The sequence below is a fragment of the Micromonospora sp. NPDC002717 genome, assembly GCF_040295705.1.
GTDB lineage: Bacteria > Actinomycetota > Actinomycetes > Mycobacteriales > Micromonosporaceae > Micromonospora.
Genome location: NZ_JBEOVW010000007.1, coordinates 124,487 through 139,777 on the forward strand (window position 1 = coordinate 124,487; position 15,291 = coordinate 139,777).

Consider the following 15,291-nt stretch of genomic DNA (forward strand, 5'->3'; position numbering starts at 1 on the left):
CCGCGGGCCGGTTCGGGTCGACGTCAGCATTTCCGAAAGGGACCGGCGGTGAGCCCCCCGGTAATGCGGACCGGCGGTGAGCCTTCGGTAATGCGGCAAAGCCAGCCGGCGGGCGGTGCTACCGGTTAGCGTGCTGCACGAGGGCCCGCCGCGCCGGGCTCGACGACCCGCTGCCAGGAGAAACGTGCCCGCCGATCCGCCGCCAGACCCGCCTCCGGGGCCCGACCCCGGAGAGCCGACGCGGGCGTCCGGCCGGCCCGAGCCCTCCGCCGTGCCACCCCGGCCGCCCGCCGCCGGGACGACCGACAGCCAGGGGTACGCCTACCCGGCGCGGCTGTGGCGGGCGCTGGACCGGCACCGCCCACCGGGTGCCGAGGCTGCCGCCGGCGCCTGGCGCAGCCCGGTACGCGGCCCGTGGCTGACCTCGGTGTTCGGTGCCGTCCTGCTTGCCGCTCTACCGCTGGTGATCATCACCGGACTGTTGGACTGGATCGCCTACGGTCCCCGCCTCGGCCAGGCCCTTCCCCGCGACGTGGGCTGGCTGCACCCGCCCGTCTTCGACTGGCCGACCCGCCCGGCCTGGCTGTTCCGGGTCACCCAGGGCCTGCACGTGACACTCGGCATCGTGCTGGTGCCGGTGGTGCTGGCCAAACTCTGGTCGGTGGTGCCAAAGCTCTTCGACTGGCCGCCGGCTCGGTCGGCGGCTCAGGCGTTGGAGCGACTGTCGCTGTTGCTGCTGGTCGGCGGGATCCTCTTCGAGATGGCCACCGGCCTGCTCGACATCCAGTACGCCTACCTGTTCGGGTTCGACTTCTACACCGCGCACTGGTACGGCGCCTGGGTCTTCACCGCCGCCCTGGTCACCCACGTGGCGATCAAGTTGCCCCGGATGGTCTCCGCGCTGCGCGGTCCGGGCTTCGCGCGTACCCCGCCGGCCGGGACCCGACCGGAGCCGGCGGACCCGGACGGGCTGGTTGCCCGGCGCCCGGGTCCGGCGACGATGAGCCGACGCGGTGTCCTGGCCCTGACCGGGGGCGCCGCGTTGCTGCTCGCGGCGCTGACCGTCGGGCAGAGCATGGACGGCGTGCTGCGCCGCACCGCGCTGCTGCTGCCCCGGGGGCGGCAGCACGGCGACGGGCCGAACGGCTTCCCGGTGAACCGCAGCGCTGCCGCAGCCGGCATCCGGTCCGCCGACACCGGGGCGAACTGGCGGCTCAGCGTGCGGGGCGGCGGCCGCAGCGTGGAGTTGGACCGTAACGGCCTGCTCGCGATGGCCCAGCACACCGCGGACCTGCCGATCGCCTGTGTCGAGGGCTGGTCGACGGCGCAGACCTGGACCGGGGTGCGGCTGCGCGACCTCGCCGCCCTGGTCGGCGTGCCCGAGTCCGCCCCGGCGCGGGTCCGATCGCTGGAACGGAGCGGCCTGTTCCGTCAGGCCCGGTTGCAGCCCAACCAGGTCCGCGACCCGGAATCGTTGCTCGCCCTACGGGTCAACGGTGTCGACCTGTCCCTCGACCACGGCTACCCGGCGCGGATCATCGTGCCGGCACTGCCCGGCGTGCACTGCACCAAGTGGGTCCGGGAGATCGCCTTCGAGGAACGTGCCGATGGTTGAGTTCCGGCGCGGCTACGGCGCCGCGCCCTGGCACCTGCTGCTCCTGCTCGGCTGTTTCGCAGTGACGGGCTGGATCGCGTTGCGGCTGTCCGGGGAACCGGCCGTAGGCCAGATGCTGCTCTGGTTCCTCGGCGCGGTCATCGCCCACGACCTGCTCCTGTTCCCGGTCTACGCGTCGATCGACCGGGGGCTGCGCGCCACCCTAGGGCACCGAGGCGCACCGTCGGCGCTGAACCACGTGCGGGTGCCCGCGCTTGCTGCCGGGCTGCTGCTACTCGTCTACCTTCCCGGCATCCTCGGTCTCGGCGACGAGACATACACGGCGGCGACCGGCCTGGCCCCGCGACCGCTGCTGGCCCGCTGGCTGGCGATCAGCGGGGCGCTCTTCGCCGCCAGCGCGGCGCTCTACGCGTTGCGGCGGCGCTGACCCTTCCGCAGGCCAGGCTTCGCCGGCGTCTGGCGACTGGGCTCGCGACGCCCTGCGCACTTCTGTGGTGATCGGCGACGCGGCAGGTGGACGGGGACTCGACGCAGGGGTCGACGAGGTGAGCGCTCCTGCTGGCTGGCGAAGGAAGTTCGCACGGTGGGTCGCACCGGAAATCGAGTAGACAGGGAACTTGTATCGAGTTACAAGTTGTACACGTGTACAGGATTGGCCAGGAGGTGACGTCGTGCGGGTCATGAGCCGGGACGAGGTGCGCGGTGCGATCGCGAACCTGGACGCGGTCGAGAGCAAGGTCCGCCTGCCGGCCTGGTTCGACGAGGTCGCGTGGGGCAAGCTCGACTACCTCGGGTGGCGAGATCCCCGAGCGCCGTTGCGCGCCTACCTGGTCACCGACATCGACGGCACGGCGTCGGGTGCCTTGCTCCGCCAGAGCCCGAGCCGGGCTGAGCTCGGCGGGCGAGCGGTCATGTGCTCGCTGTGCCACTTCATGCGGCGCTTCAACGAGGTCGCCCTCTTCTCCGCGCCGCGCCCCTCTGCGGACAAGCGCCAGCGGCTGAGCACGCTCGGCATCCTCGTGTGCACCGACCTCGACTGCGCCACGAAGGTGCACAGCGCGCCCGTCCTCGGACCGTTCGACCCACCGGTCGACGAGATCATCCGGGAGCGCAGGGAGGGGCTGCGGATGCGTACCGTCGCGTTCCTACGCTCGGTGTCGAGCACTCCGAGAACCGTACGAGGGAGGAAGTGATGGCGTACCTGGCGCGTGCGGAGCGGCGCCGTTCGATCGTCGAGGCGGGGGCCGCCGTGGTCGAGCGCGACGGCCTGAGTGCGGTGACGGCCAGAATCGTGGCGGACGAACTTGGCGGGTCGCAGGGCCAGATCCACCACCACTTCGCGTCAACCGACGAGCTCGCCGCCGAGGCCTGGCGGCACTACGCCGCGCAGCAGATCGACGAGTACGAGCGCAACGTCGACGGCCTCGAGGCGTACGACGCGCTCGTGCTCTTCTTCGCCGACCTCGTGAGCACCGACGGGGACGGGCACGCGCTGGCGCGGTGGGCCGAGGCGGGCGCACACGCACAGCAGCGCCCCCTCGTCGCGAGGAGCTACGTCGAGACGCTCTCACGGCTGACCGACGTCCTCGCCGCGGTCCTGGCCGGGGACTCCGAGGCAGCGCGGGCGCGAACGGCTGCCTGGCGGATCCTCATGCTCGGCGTCGGGCTCGCCGGGCTCACCCGCATCACCGAGGATTCACCCGTGCCGGCTCGTGACGTCATGCTGTCGGCGATCGGAGCCGAGACGGGCCGACGCTGAACCACACCCTTTCCGGCGACCGCGACGTGCTGGTCGCCGACGAGCGCCCCTGGCGACGCCGATCAGCGGCGGGCGGTCACCTGCGTCGCGAGACGTGGCGCGCGATCGGGCCTGGCGCCGCGGCCAGCGACCGGGCGCCGCCGGCGTGGTCAACCCGGCCATCCGCTGGCCCGGCGCCGCTGTCAGCCCGCGAAGGTGTGCTCGGGGAACCCCGGCACCTCGGGTCGGATCCGGAACAGCGCCCCCGCCGGGGAACGGTCGTCGGCCGGCAGGCCCTGGCGGGAGGTGGTGACGTAGAGGTCAGCGTGGTCGGGGCCGCCGAACGCGCACGCGGTGGGGCGCCGAACCGGCAGCTCCACGACGGCGGTGAGGCGGCCGTCCGGGGCGTACCGGTGGACGGCGCCCCCGTCCCACAGGGCGACCCAGACACCGCCCTCGACGTCGAGGCAGAGCCCGTCCGGCGTGCCCGCGTCGGGCGGCACCGCGACCACCGGCCGTCGGTCGTGCAGCTCGCCGGTGGTCAGGTCGAAGGCGAAGGCGTCCACCCGGTGGGTGGCCGAGTCGACATACCAGGCGGTCCTGCCGTCCCGGGTCCAGGCCAGGCCGTTGGAGACGGTGAGCCCGGTGAGCACCGTCTCGACGGCACCGCTCGGGCTGAGCCGGTGCAGCGCGGCCCGACCCGGCGCGGCGTCGTACGCCATCGAGCCGCAGTAGAAGCGCCCGAGCGGGTCGCATCCGCCGTCGTTCATCCGGATCGACGGGTCCGACCAGAGCTCGGGCAGCAACTCCACCGAGTCGTCCCCGAGCAGCGCGAAGCCCCGCTCGACGGCGGCGACGAGGCCACCGCCGGATCGCGGGCGCAGGGCCGCGACCACCGGGGCGACGTGCCGGCGGCTGACCGCCCCGGTGGCCGGGTCCAGCGCCAGGACGTCCCCGACCAGCATGTCGACCCAGCGCAGACGCTGGTCGTCGGGGCACCACACCGGCCCTTCGCCGTGTCCCGCGACCGCCGGCGTGACCTGTTCCGCGACGACCATCGGACCTCCCTGGTGTGCCGTACGTGGCGTGGGCCGCCCCGTGTCACCGTCGCCGGCGGGGTGCGGCTCGTGCGGTGTTCACAGATAGTCGGCCGGCCAGTGGAAGGCCCCGGGCGCGCCGGTGATCGCGGCCAGGTGGTCGGGTGCCGCGTGGATCGGCCGGACCATGCCGGTGGCGTCGGCCTCGGTCACCGGGTCGGCCAGGAGACACGGTAGCGCCGCCTCGATCGCCGGGTCGGCCGGCAGCCGGGCCGTACAGTGCCGTACGTCGCGTTCGGCGGCGGTGCGGGCGACGACGCCGAACAGGGCGCGCAGGGCGTCCGGCCGGTCGGGGCGGGCAGCGGCCTCGACCACTCGGACGCGCCCGGGAGACCACTGCGCGGCCAGGTAGCCCGCCGTGCGGCCGCGGTGCCGGGCCACCAGCAGCTCGGTGGGTGGGGCGTACCAGACCGGGACCCGGAGCCGCCAGTCGTCGGCGTCCCGCACGGTGCTCAGCGGCCGGTGCGCGTTGAACGACTCGTGCACGGGGGCGAGTTCCGCCCAGTCCACCGGGGATCGCGCCCGCACGGTCCAGTCCGGCGGCAGGGGAGTGCCCGCTGCCGGTCGACCGCTCGGGTGGCGCAGGGTGAACGTGTCGTAGCCGCTGCTCAGGTAGACACCCGGTGTGCCGGTGAACAGCAACGACCAGGCGCAGCCGTCCGCTGCCATCGCCGCGACGGCCAGGTCGAGCAGGCGGCGGATGTGACCCCGACCGCGGGCCTGGACCCGGGTGGCGACGTTGGCGACGCCGCCGACCAGGTCGACGCCGCCGGCGGCGTTGCGTACCCGGCGGGGCAGGTAGTAGACGGCGGCGACGACCGCTCCGGCCTCCACCGCGACGAACGTGCGTCGGAAGCGGTCGCGGTCGTGGGCGTAGAGCCGGGTCACGTGCGCGTCCGGGAACGCCTCGGCCCACGTGGCGTAGAGCGACGGTACGTCCGCCGGCGTGGCCGGACGGTACTCGACGGGGGCGGTCACGCGGGCGCGAGCACGTTGCGCTGCCGGCCGAGCCCGTCGATCGCCGTCTCCATCACGTCGCCGGCCGCCAGGTAGGGGAACCGGCCGGACAGCGCCACCCCCTGCGGGGTGCCGGTGTTGAGGACGTCGCCCGGTTCCAGCACGGTGAACTGGGACAGGTGCCAGATCAGGTACGCCACGTCGAAGATCATGTCGGCCGTGCGGGAGTCCTGCCGGGGCTCGCCGTTGACCCACGAACGTAGCCGCAGCGCCTGCGGGTCGCCCACCTCGTCCGGCGTGACCAGCCACGGGCCGAGCGGGTTGAAGGTCTCGCACGACTTGCCCTTGGACCACTGGCCACCGGGATCCGCGAACTGGTAGTCCCGTTCGGACACGTCGTTGGTGACCGCGTAACCCGCCACGTGGGCCAGCGCCTGAGCCGGGGAGTCCAGGTAGCGGACGCGTCTCCCGATCACCACGGCCAGTTCCACCTCCCAGTCGGTCCTCGTCGAGCCACGCGGCACCAGCACCTGGTCGTACGGGCCCACCACGGTGTTCGGCGACTTGTGGAACAGGATCGGCTCGCCGGGCGGGGCGACCCCGGACTCGGCGGCGTGCGCGCTGTAGTTCTGCCCGATGCAGAGCACCGCCCCGGGGCGGGCGATCGGGGCGCCGATCCGCTCCCCGGTCACGTCGAGCAGCGGCAGCGGCCCCGCCGCTCGCACGCGCTCGACGGGGTCAGTGGCGAGGAACGCCGCGTCGATGTCGGCGGTGATCCCGCTCAGGTCGAAGTGGTTGGCGCCGTCGAACAGCACCGGCCGCTCGGCGCCGACCGGGCCGATTCGCATGAACTTCATGATTTCCTCTCTGCCGACAGCGGGCCGCGGGCGGGCCCGGGTCCAGCGCGTACGGATCGGGTGGGGGACGGCGGGTCAGCCGGTGTGGGCCAGCATCTCGGGCGTCACCGCGTGGGCGAGGGGTCGACCGGTCACGTACCGGATGATCTCGTCGACGACGATCTCGCCCTGCCGCCGGCGACCCTGCACGGTCCCGGCGGCCTGGTGCGGGGTGAGCAGCACGTTGGCCAGCGCCCGCAGCGGGTGGCCGGTGGGCAGCGGCTCCTCGTCGAAGACGTCCAGCGCGGCGTCGATCCGGCCGCGGGACAGCTCCACGACGAGCGCCGCCTCGTCGACCAGCCAGGACCGGGCGGTGTTGACCAGCCCGGCGCCGTCGGGCAGCAGCGCCAACTCGCGGGCACCGAGCAGGTGCCGGGTCTCCGGCAGGGTCGGTGCGTGCAGCGCGACGATCCGGCTACCGGCGAGCAGTTCGTCCAGGCCGACCAGCCGGACGCCGAGCGCGGCGGCGTCCGCCGTGGTCAGCGTCGGGTCGTACACGCTGGTCTCCGCCCCCAGGGCCCGGACCAGCTCCAGGTACGCCCGCCCGGTGCGGGACGCGCCGACGACGCCGACCGGGCAGCCGAGGATCTCGTGCCGGGGTGGCGCCTGTTCCGCCCGGCTCCAGGTCGTGCCGCCGCGCAGCGCGTGGTCGAAGCGGGGCGTCTGGTGCAGCAGGGCCAGGGTGAACGCGAGCGCGACCTCGGCCACCGACCGGGCCATGCCCTGCCCCGCCTGGGTGACCGTGATGCCGCGGGCGAACACCTCGGGGGTCACGAACGGCTTGACCGACGCGCCGGTGTGCGCGACCAGCCGGAGCGCGGGGGCGCGGTCCAGCAGGGCCGCGTCGAGCCGAGGAACGCTCCAGGAGGTCACCAGCACCTCGGCCCGGGCCAGCAGCGGCGCCAGGTCGGTGCGGGTGAGTGCCGCGTGGTCGTCGACCAGCGTGGCGTCGGTGACGGTGGTCAGCCGGTCGCCGACCCGGTCGGGGAAGAACTGGGCGCGCAGCGTGGCCGGTACGGACACCACGGTGACCGGACGGTGCCCGCCGGGGAGCGTGGTCACGGGCCGGCCGTCCACCGGCTCGAGCCTGCCGGCCGCGCCGGCCCCGGGGGGCTCACCGGAGCCAGTCATCGCGACGCTCCGCGACGAAGTCGTCGTCCGTCAGCCACGGGTAGGCGGTGCTCACCCGGGTCAGCTCCTCGGCCTGGCCGGGCGACAGCCCCTCGGCCGGGTCGAGGCACCACACCCCGTCGAGCAGCCCCTGCCGGCGCAGCACCTCGTGGACCCCGGCGATGCAGCCGTCGAAGTCGTTCGCCGCGTCGAACACCGCCGCGTTCGCGTCCGTGAGCGCCGCCGCGCGGGCGGTCAGCTCCGCCAGCGCCGCCGCGTCGCCGGAGCGGGCCGCCCGCACCCGGTCGAACATCGCCACCGCCGCGCGGGTCCACACCGCCCACTGGCCGAGCAACCCGCCGGCGAACCGGCGGCCGGCGAACTCGCCGAGCAGGTCGCCGAGGATGTTGTCGTCGTTGCCGGTGTACAGGGTCACCTCCGCGCCCCGGTCGGCGGCGGCGATCCCGCGCACCGCCTCCAGGGTGCGGTACCTGTCGAACGGGGCCAGCTTCACCGCGACCACCGACGGCAGGTCGGCGAACGCCCGCCAGAACGCCGGGGACAGGCGCGGGCCGCCGATGGCCGGCTGGAGGTAGAAGCCGATCACCGGCAGCACTTCGCCGACGGCGCGCGCCCGCTGGAGCAGGTACGCCTCGTCGGCGCCCGGCACGACGGGGGACAGCAGCACGGCGTGGTAGCCCAGCCCGGCCGCCAGCTCGGCCTCGGCGACGGCCTGGACGGTGGGGCCGCACGCCCCGGCGACCTTCACCACCGGCCGGCCGGCCTCGGCGTCGACGGTCTCGGCGGCCAGGGCGAGCACCGGCCGCAGCAGTCCGGCCTCCCGGACGGCGAACTGGGTGGTGTGCACGCCGACGGCGAGTCCGCCCGCCCCGGCGGCCAGGTAGTAGCGGGTCAGCGCTCGCTGCCGCCGCTCGTCGAGGCGACGGTCGGCGGTCAGCGCCAGCGGGTGCGCCGGGATGACGGTGCCTTCGCGCAGCAGTTCCAGGGACACGGTCAGAACCTCCCGTCGCGGACGGCGAACTTGGTGGGCTTGCCGGAGGTCGGCAGCCCGGAGGCCAGCCAGTCGGCCTGCCAGTCGATCAGGGTGCCCAGCGGGACGTCCGGGTAGCCGAACAGCGCGTGGCAGCGGGTGGCGTCGTTGAGCAGTGCCGTGGGCGCCTCGGTGCCGGCGTACGTCACCGGCCTGCCCAGGTGCGCGCCGAACCGGGCGGCGATCCGGCGTACCGGCGCGGTCTCCGGGCCGGTCAGGTTCAGGGTGCACACGTCGGCGCTGGCGTGCCGCAGTGCCCGCAGGGCGACCTCGTTGGCGTAGCCCTGCCAGACCACGTTGACGTGGCCGGTGGTGACGTCGACCGGGTCGCCGGCCAGCACCGCCTGCCCGATGTCGGCGAGCACCCCGTAGCGCAGGTCGACGGCGTAGTTGAGCCGCAGCACCGCGACCGGGGTGCCCCGGGTCGCGGCGGCGTGCGCGAAGACCTGCTCGCGGCCGAGGCAGCTCATCGCGTAGTCGCCGACCGGGCCGGTCGGGTCGGTCTCCACGCAGCCGCCGGAGGCCACCGGCACCATCGGGTAGACGTTGCCGGTGGAGAACGCGGCGATCCGGGCGGCCGGGTAGCGGCGGGCCACCGCGGCGGGCAGCACCGCGTTGACCATCCAGGCCAGGTGGGGGGCGGTGGCGGTGCCGAACTTCGCGCCCACCATGAAGATCACGTCGCGGGCGTCGGGCAGGCCGCCCAGGTCGCCGTCGCCCAGCAGGTCGAACGCCACCGGCTCCACCCCGTCGGCGGCCAGCGCGTCGGCCGCCGCCCGGTCCGACCAGCGCGACACCGCGTACACCCGGTCGCCGGTGCGGCCGGCGGCGTCGAGCCCCCGGCGGGCCAGCCGGCACAGCGACGGGCCCATCTTGCCCCCGGCGCCGAGCACCACCAGGTCGCCGGAGTCGCCGGCCAGGTCGGCGACGAGCGCCGCCGACGGCCGGGTCAGCCGGTCCTCCAACTCGGACTCACTGTTGAACACTGGTCTTCTCATCGGATTCCTTCGTGGATACCCCGCCTTCAGGCAGGAGGGAAACGGAAACTCTGCGGAGCAGGTAGAAAAGTCGATTCGCCGTCAAGGGCGGATCGGCGTCTACCCGCATGGCGTCGCAGGTTTACAAACAGATGTGCGAATATGTGAGCCGTGTCCAGGAGCGTGAAGCGGGCTTTCAAGTACCGCTTCTACCCGACCGGGGCGCAAGCCGCTGAGCTTGAGCGCACGTTCGGCTGTGTCCGGAAGGTCTACAACCTGGCGTTGGCCGCCCGTACCGAGGCGTGGACGCTGCGGCAGGAACGGGTCAATTACAACGCCACCTCGGCGATGCTGACCGCCTGGAAGAAGACTGAGGAACTGGCCTACCTCAACGAGGTTTCCTCCGTGCCGTTGCAGCAGGCGCTGCGCCACTTGCAGGCGGCATTCACGAACTTCTTCGCCAAGCGGGCCGGTTACCCCACCTTCAAGAGCAAGAAAAGATCTCGCCGGTCGGCGGAGTACACCACCAGCGCGTTTCGCTACCGAGACGGGAAGCTCACCCTGGCGAAGATGCCCGAGCCGCTGGACATCGTGTGGTCGCGCCCCCTGCCCGAGGGTTCGACGCCGTCCACGGTGACCGTCTCCCAGGACGCGGCTGGCCGCTGGTTCGTGTCCCTGCTCTGCGATGACGTGATCCCGGACGCCCCGGCCGCGAACGCCGCCGTCGGGGTAGACGCCGGACTCGACAGCCTGCTCACTCTCTCCACCGGCGAGAAGATCGTCAACCCCCGGCACGAACGCGCCGACCGGGCCCGACTTGCCCGCGCCCAGCGGGACCTGTCCCGCAAGGAGAAAGGCTCGGCGAACCGGGCCAAAGCCCGGCTCAGGGCGGCCCGGGTTCACGCCCGCATCGCCGACCGGCGACGGGACTACCTGCACAAGTTGACCACTCGACTCGTTCGTGAGACGCAAACGATCGTGATCGAGGATCTGACCGTGCGGAACATGCTCCGTAACCACCGCCTGGCCCGCGCCATCTCGGACGCGGCGTGGCGGCAGTTCCGCACGATGCTGGAGTACAAAGCCGACTGGTACGGCCGTGAGCTGATCACGGTCGACCGCTGGTTTCCGTCCTCCAAGCTGTGCTCGGCCTGCGGGGCGCTGGCCGAGAGGATGCCGCTGGACGTGCGGACGTGGGCGTGCCGATGCGGTGCTGTCCACGATCGGGACGTGACCGCGGCGCGCAACATTCTGGCCGCCGGGCTGGCGGTGTCTGCCTGTGGAGCTGGTGTAAGACCTCAACGGGAGTCCTCCCGGACGGGGCGGCCGGCGGTGAAGCAGGAAAACTTTGGGGCGACCCAGGGAATCCCCTTCCTTCAGGGAGGTGAGGATGTCAACCCTTGATTCCGGACATCGTGACGCCCTCGGTGAAGTACCGCTGGCCGACGAGGTAGGCGGCGAAGATCGGCACGAACGCGACGACCGAGCCGGCGAGCATGACGTTGAGCGGCACGTTCTCCTGCTGGAGGGAGGCGATGCCGACAGTGAGCGTGCGCATGTCCCCGCTCTGCCCGATGATCAGCGGCCAGAGCAGGTCGTTCCAGTGCCACAGGAAGACGAACACGCCGAGGGTGGCCAGGATCGGCTTGCACAGCGGCAGCACGATCTGCACGAACATCCGCCACTCCGACGCGCCGTCGATGCGCGCCGCCTCGAACAGTTCGTCCGGCAGGCCCTGGATGAACTGCCGCATCAGGAAGACCGCCTGCGCGTTCGCGAGCGTCGGCAGGATCAGCCCCCAGTAGGTGTCCACCCCGCCGACCTTCGCGATCAGGATGAAGGTCGGGATGAGGGTGACGTGGTAGGGCACCATCACCATCGCCAGGAACGACCAGAACATCGTCTCCCGGCCGGGGAAGCGCTTCTTCGCGAACGCGTACCCGGCCATCGCGGCGAGCAGGAGCACCGCGACGACGCTGACCACCGAGTAGATCGTGGTGTTCAGCAGCCACCGCAGGATGCTCCGCGAGTCGAGCACGGTGGCGTACGCGTCGAGGTCGATCGGCCACGGCAGCAGGCTGCCGGGGAACTCGACGGCAGCGGTCGGCTTCAGGCTCAACACGACCATCGCGTAGAACGGGAACAGGGTGACCACGCTGGCGACGGCGAGCAGCACGTACCGCAGCGCGGTGCCGGCCAGTCCGGGCTGCAACGCCCGGTACGACCGACGCCGCCGCATCGCCGGCGGGGGTGGCGTGGTGGGCGCGGGCGTGGGGGCGGTGCTCGTGGCGGTCACTTGTTCCTCCCGAGGGCCAGCCGCTGGACCAGGGCGACGACCAGGGTCATCACGAACAGGGCCACCCCGATCGCGCTGGCGTAGCCGAGGTCGAAGTACTTGAAGCCCTGGTCGTACAGGGCCATGACGAGGGTGTAGCTGGCGCGGGCCGGGCCGCCGCCGGTCATCGCGTACACGAGGTCGAAGACCTGGAAGGAGGCGGTGGTCTCGATCACCAGCAGGAAGAACAGGACCGGCTTGAGCTGGGGCAGCACGATCCAGCGGAACCGCTGCCACGGGCCGGCGCCGTCGGTGAGCGCCGCCTCCTCCTGCTCGCGGGGCAGGTCCTGGAGCCGGGCCAGCACGATCAGCATGCCGTACCCGAAGTGTGACCAGACGCCGACCAGCGCCAGCGCCGGCACCACCAGCGTGCTGGAGGCCAGCCACGAGTCGTCGGGCAGGCCGAGCCAGCCCATGATCCGCGACCACGGGCCGTCGGAGGAGAACACCCAGGAGAAGACGGTGGCGACGAGGACCAGGCTGGTGACCACCGGCAGGAAGAACACCGACCGGAAGAGGCCGACGCCGCGGAAGCCGCGCCGGACCAGCAGCGCCAGCCCGACGGACACGGCCACGGTCAGCGGCACGTACAGCAGGGTGTAGGCGACGGTGACCCGCAGCGACTGCCAGAACACCGGGTCGTCGACCAGGTGGCGGGCGTTGTCCAGCCCGGTCCACTCGGCTTCGCCGCCGATCGTGTACTCCATGAAGCCGAGCACCAGCCCGGCGATGGCCGGGCCGAAGCGGAACGCCAGGAACAGCAGGAACGCGGGGAGGACGAAGAGCAGACCCCATCGTGCCTCGCGCCGGGCGATCACCCGCCGGGCCCTGCGGGCCGGCAGCTGAGCAGGTACGGCCATCTCGCCATCCTCTTCGCGGGTACGGACCGGCCGACGTGGCCGGTCTGGTGGTGCCCGGCCCGCCGCCGCGACGCGGCGACGGCGGGGCCGGTGTGGGTCAGAGCAGCGCGTCGGCGGCCTTGGCCGCGTCGGCGAGGGCCTGCTCGGGGGTCTTCTTGCCGATCAGCGCGGCCTGGATCTCGGGGCCGAGCACGCCCATCACCTCGCGGCTCTTCTCGTTCAGCGAGCCGACGGTCATGCTCGGCAGGGTCTTCTCCAGCTCGCCGTTGACCGGGTCCTGGGCGTAGAGCGAGCCGGCGGACTTCTTCGTGGAGAAGTAGCCGCCCGCCGTGTCGTACGCGGTGGCCACGGACGGCTGGGTGGCGAAGGTGATCCACTCGCCGGCGGCCTTCTTGGCCTTGCTGCCCTTGAGCATCGACAGGCTGCCCACCGCGCCGTAGCCGACGCTCCTGACGTCGGTCAGCGGCGGGAAGATCTTGATGTTCTCCTTGCCCCAGAACGTCTCGACGTCGGCCGGGACGTGCTGCCAGGTGCAGGCCACCTTGTTCTTGGCGACGTTGGTCTGCTCGAAGGCGGGGATGTTGGTGAGCAGGTCCTTCTCCACGTAGCCGCCGTCGACGAGCTGCTTGAGGAAGGTCAGCGCCTTGACGCCCTCGGGGCCGTCGAACGCCACCGACTTGCCGTCGGCGCCGAACACGTCACCGCCGGCCTGCCACAGCAGGGGGTAGAAGGACTGGTTCAGGGTGGCGTTCGGGTCGGCGTAGTAGTTGGTCACGTCGAAGCCCTTGGCCTTGAACGTCGGCGCGAGGGCGAGCAGGTCCGCCCAGGTCCTCGGGTAGTTGGTGACGCCGGCGGCGGCGAACACCTTCGCGTTGCACATCAGCGGGTTGGCGCTGGTCAGGATGGGCGCGCCGAGCATCTTGCCGTCCTGGGTGACCGCCTCGCGGAGGTTGTCCAGGTAGTCGGCCTTCGCGTCGGCCGGCAGGTACTCGTCGACCGGTTCGATCATCTTGCCGAACTTCCCGAGCTGGTCGGGGATCAGGTAGACCACGTCGGGGCCCTTGCCGCCGGCGATCGCGGCGGTCAGCGACTCCTCCCGCTTGGCCCACGGGAAGATCTCGACCTTCACGTCGACGTTCGGGTGGTCGGCCTCGAACGCGGCGACCTGCTTGTCCCAGAAGCCCCGGTGGGTGGCCTCGTCGGGGATCACCGGGTAGATCCACATGGTGACGTTCTGCTTGTCGCCGCCGGCGTCGGACTCGCCGCCGCACGCGGTGAGCAGCCCGGCCGCCAGCGCGGCGACCGCGACCGGCGCGAACCTGCGAACTCGCATCTGTCCGTTCCTCTCTGAAGGGTTCACTGCGCGGGCACGGTGACGACCGTGCCGGTGTGCCGGGCCGCCTCGGCGGCGAAGACCGCGAGGTGGCTGGCGAGGGTCTCGTCCAGTCCGGACCGGATGTGCCGGCCGTCGCCGGTGGCGACGGCGCGGACGAAGGCGTCCATCAGCCCGGTGTCGCCGCCGCCGTGGTCGTCGGCGGCGGTGGACCCGCCGACCGTGCCGGCGTCGAGGACCTCGATCCGGTCGGTGCGGAAGTCGTGCACCCGGACCCGCTCGCCGTCGCCGGAGAGCGAGCCGTGGGTGCCGAACAGTTGGGTCTGGCGGTGGGTCTGTTCGGTGAAGGCGGCCATGGTGAAGGTGGCGGTGACCCCGCCGGTCAGCTCCATCGCCACGACCTGGTGGTCGACGACGTCGTTGTCGCCGGCGTAGACGCAGCGCCCGTACGGGCCGGTGCGCAGCGCCTCGACCAGCGCGGCCTCGTCGGTGCCGTCGGTGACCACGCTGACCGGCCAGATCGGCCCGTGCTCACGCAGCACCGGCAGGTACAGCTTCGGCGCCGAGTACGGGCAGTCCGGCTCGACCGGGCAGTCCAGGCACCGCTGCGCGGCGCCGGCCGGGGCCTGGTCGGGCCGGAAGTGGCGCAGCCCGCCGAAGCTGGCGACGCGTTCGATGCGCCGGCCGGTGACGTAGCCGAGCCAGTCCAGGTCGTGGCTGGACTTGGCCAGCAGCATCGGGGTGGCCAGGTCCTCCCGCCGCCACGGGCCGCGCACGTAGGAGTGGGCGTAGTGCCACCAGCCGACCGGTTCGAGATGCTGGACGCTGACGATCTCGCCCAGCACCCCGCTGTCGACCACCCGCTTCACCAGGTCGGTGTAGGGGGTGTAGCGCAGCACGTGGCAGACGGCGAACAGCACCCCGGTGGCGCGGACCGCGTCGACGATCTCCCGGCACTGGTCCGCCGTCGGCGCGAGCGGTTTCTCCACCAGCAGGTGCCGGCCCGCCTTGGCGAACGCGACGGCCGGCTCCACGTGCATCCGGTCCTGGGTGGCCACGACGACCGCGTCGGCCGGCGCGTCCGCCGCCAGCAGGTCCCGCCAGTCGGCGTACTCCGCCGCGCCGGGGTGGGCGGCGGTGATCAGCCCCCGCTGGTGGGGGCGCGGGTCGGCGACCGCGACGAGCCGCGCGCGTGCGGGGTTGGCGGCCACCCACCGGGCGTACGTCTGTCCCCGGTTTCCGGCGCCCACCAGCGCCACCCGCACCGGCCGGTCCTGCTGTTCCACCTGTTCCTCGCCTTCTCTCTCGCTCGCCGTCGCCGC

15 protein-coding genes are annotated in these 15,291 nt (G+C 72.6%); 5 read left to right on the forward strand and 10 right to left on the reverse strand.

The window, feature by feature from the left end; genetic code table 11:
• Window positions 1-271: 271 nt before the first annotated feature.
• The 4 genes from ABT006_RS13055 to ABT006_RS13070 all read left to right on the forward strand — a co-directional run bounded on the left by ABT006_RS13055 (window position 272) and on the right by ABT006_RS13070 (window position 3,374).
• On the forward strand, window positions 272-1,615 hold the full coding sequence (locus ABT006_RS13055; protein ID WP_350705903.1) for a molybdopterin-dependent oxidoreductase: 1,344 nt from the start codon (window positions 272-274) through the stop codon (window positions 1,613-1,615).
• On the forward strand, window positions 1,608-2,042 hold the full coding sequence (locus ABT006_RS13060; protein WP_350705905.1) for a hypothetical protein: 435 nt from the start codon (window positions 1,608-1,610) through the stop codon (window positions 2,040-2,042). The genes ABT006_RS13055 and ABT006_RS13060 overlap by 8 nt, the downstream gene beginning before the upstream one ends.
• Window positions 2,043-2,295: 253 nt before the next feature.
• Complete coding sequence (locus ABT006_RS13065) at window positions 2,296-2,808, forward strand: FBP domain-containing protein (protein WP_350706183.1); 513 nt, start codon at window positions 2,296-2,298, stop codon at window positions 2,806-2,808.
• Window positions 2,808-3,374 (forward strand): TetR family transcriptional regulator, encoded by a 567-nt coding sequence (locus tag ABT006_RS13070; RefSeq protein WP_350705906.1) that lies wholly within the window; start codon window positions 2,808-2,810, stop codon window positions 3,372-3,374. Before ABT006_RS13065 ends, ABT006_RS13070 begins: the two co-directional genes overlap by 1 nt.
• Before the next feature lie 182 nt (window positions 3,375-3,556).
• Here ABT006_RS13070 and ABT006_RS13075 read toward each other — a convergent pair whose 3' ends face one another.
• From ABT006_RS13075 to ABT006_RS13100, 6 genes are all read right to left on the reverse strand, one after another.
• Window positions 3,557-4,411, reverse strand: a complete 855-nt coding sequence (locus tag ABT006_RS13075) for an SMP-30/gluconolactonase/LRE family protein (RefSeq protein ID WP_350705908.1) — start codon at window positions 4,409-4,411, stop codon at window positions 3,557-3,559.
• Window positions 4,412-4,489: 78 nt separating this feature from the next.
• The gene (locus ABT006_RS13080; RefSeq protein ID WP_350705910.1) at window positions 4,490-5,428 is read right to left on the reverse strand and encodes a GNAT family N-acetyltransferase; all 939 of its coding nucleotides are present in this window, start codon (window positions 5,426-5,428) and stop codon (window positions 4,490-4,492) included.
• Entirely contained in the window at window positions 5,425-6,264 is an 840-nt protein-coding gene (locus ABT006_RS13085) for a fumarylacetoacetate hydrolase family protein (protein ID WP_350705912.1), read from the reverse strand. Before ABT006_RS13085 ends, ABT006_RS13080 begins: the two co-directional genes overlap by 4 nt.
• A 75-nt stretch (window positions 6,265-6,339) precedes the next feature.
• Entirely contained in the window at window positions 6,340-7,434 is a 1,095-nt protein-coding gene (locus tag ABT006_RS13090; RefSeq protein WP_350705914.1) for a hydroxyacid dehydrogenase, read from the reverse strand.
• Window positions 7,418-8,425 (reverse strand): dihydrodipicolinate synthase family protein, encoded by a 1,008-nt coding sequence (locus ABT006_RS13095; RefSeq protein WP_350705916.1) that lies wholly within the window; start codon window positions 8,423-8,425, stop codon window positions 7,418-7,420. The genes ABT006_RS13090 and ABT006_RS13095 overlap by 17 nt, the downstream gene beginning before the upstream one ends.
• A 2-nt stretch (window positions 8,426-8,427) precedes the next feature.
• Entirely contained in the window at window positions 8,428-9,462 is a 1,035-nt protein-coding gene (locus ABT006_RS13100; RefSeq protein WP_350705918.1) for an NAD-dependent epimerase/dehydratase family protein, read from the reverse strand.
• A gap of 150 nt (window positions 9,463-9,612) precedes the next feature.
• Here ABT006_RS13100 and ABT006_RS13105 point away from each other — a divergent pair, with 150 nt between their 5' ends.
• Window positions 9,613-10,845 (forward strand): RNA-guided endonuclease InsQ/TnpB family protein, encoded by a 1,233-nt coding sequence (locus ABT006_RS13105; protein ID WP_350705920.1) that lies wholly within the window; start codon window positions 9,613-9,615, stop codon window positions 10,843-10,845.
• Here ABT006_RS13105 and ABT006_RS13110 read toward each other — a convergent pair.
• From ABT006_RS13110 to ABT006_RS13125, 4 genes are all read right to left on the reverse strand, one after another.
• Window positions 10,835-11,737, reverse strand: coding sequence for a carbohydrate ABC transporter permease (locus ABT006_RS13110; RefSeq protein ID WP_350705922.1), 903 nt, complete (start codon window positions 11,735-11,737; stop codon window positions 10,835-10,837). The two genes, ABT006_RS13105 and ABT006_RS13110, sit on opposite strands and share 11 nt — an antisense overlap.
• Complete coding sequence (locus ABT006_RS13115) at window positions 11,734-12,636, reverse strand: carbohydrate ABC transporter permease (RefSeq protein WP_350705923.1); 903 nt, start codon at window positions 12,634-12,636, stop codon at window positions 11,734-11,736. Before ABT006_RS13115 ends, ABT006_RS13110 begins: the two co-directional genes overlap by 4 nt.
• Window positions 12,637-12,733: 97 nt before the next feature.
• Window positions 12,734-13,969 (reverse strand): ABC transporter substrate-binding protein, encoded by a 1,236-nt coding sequence (locus tag ABT006_RS13120; RefSeq protein ID WP_350705925.1) that lies wholly within the window; start codon window positions 13,967-13,969, stop codon window positions 12,734-12,736.
• 23 nt (window positions 13,970-13,992) lie between these two features.
• On the reverse strand, window positions 13,993-15,255 hold the full coding sequence (locus tag ABT006_RS13125; RefSeq protein WP_350705927.1) for a Gfo/Idh/MocA family protein: 1,263 nt from the start codon (window positions 15,253-15,255) through the stop codon (window positions 13,993-13,995).
• Window positions 15,256-15,291 lie beyond the last annotated feature (36 nt).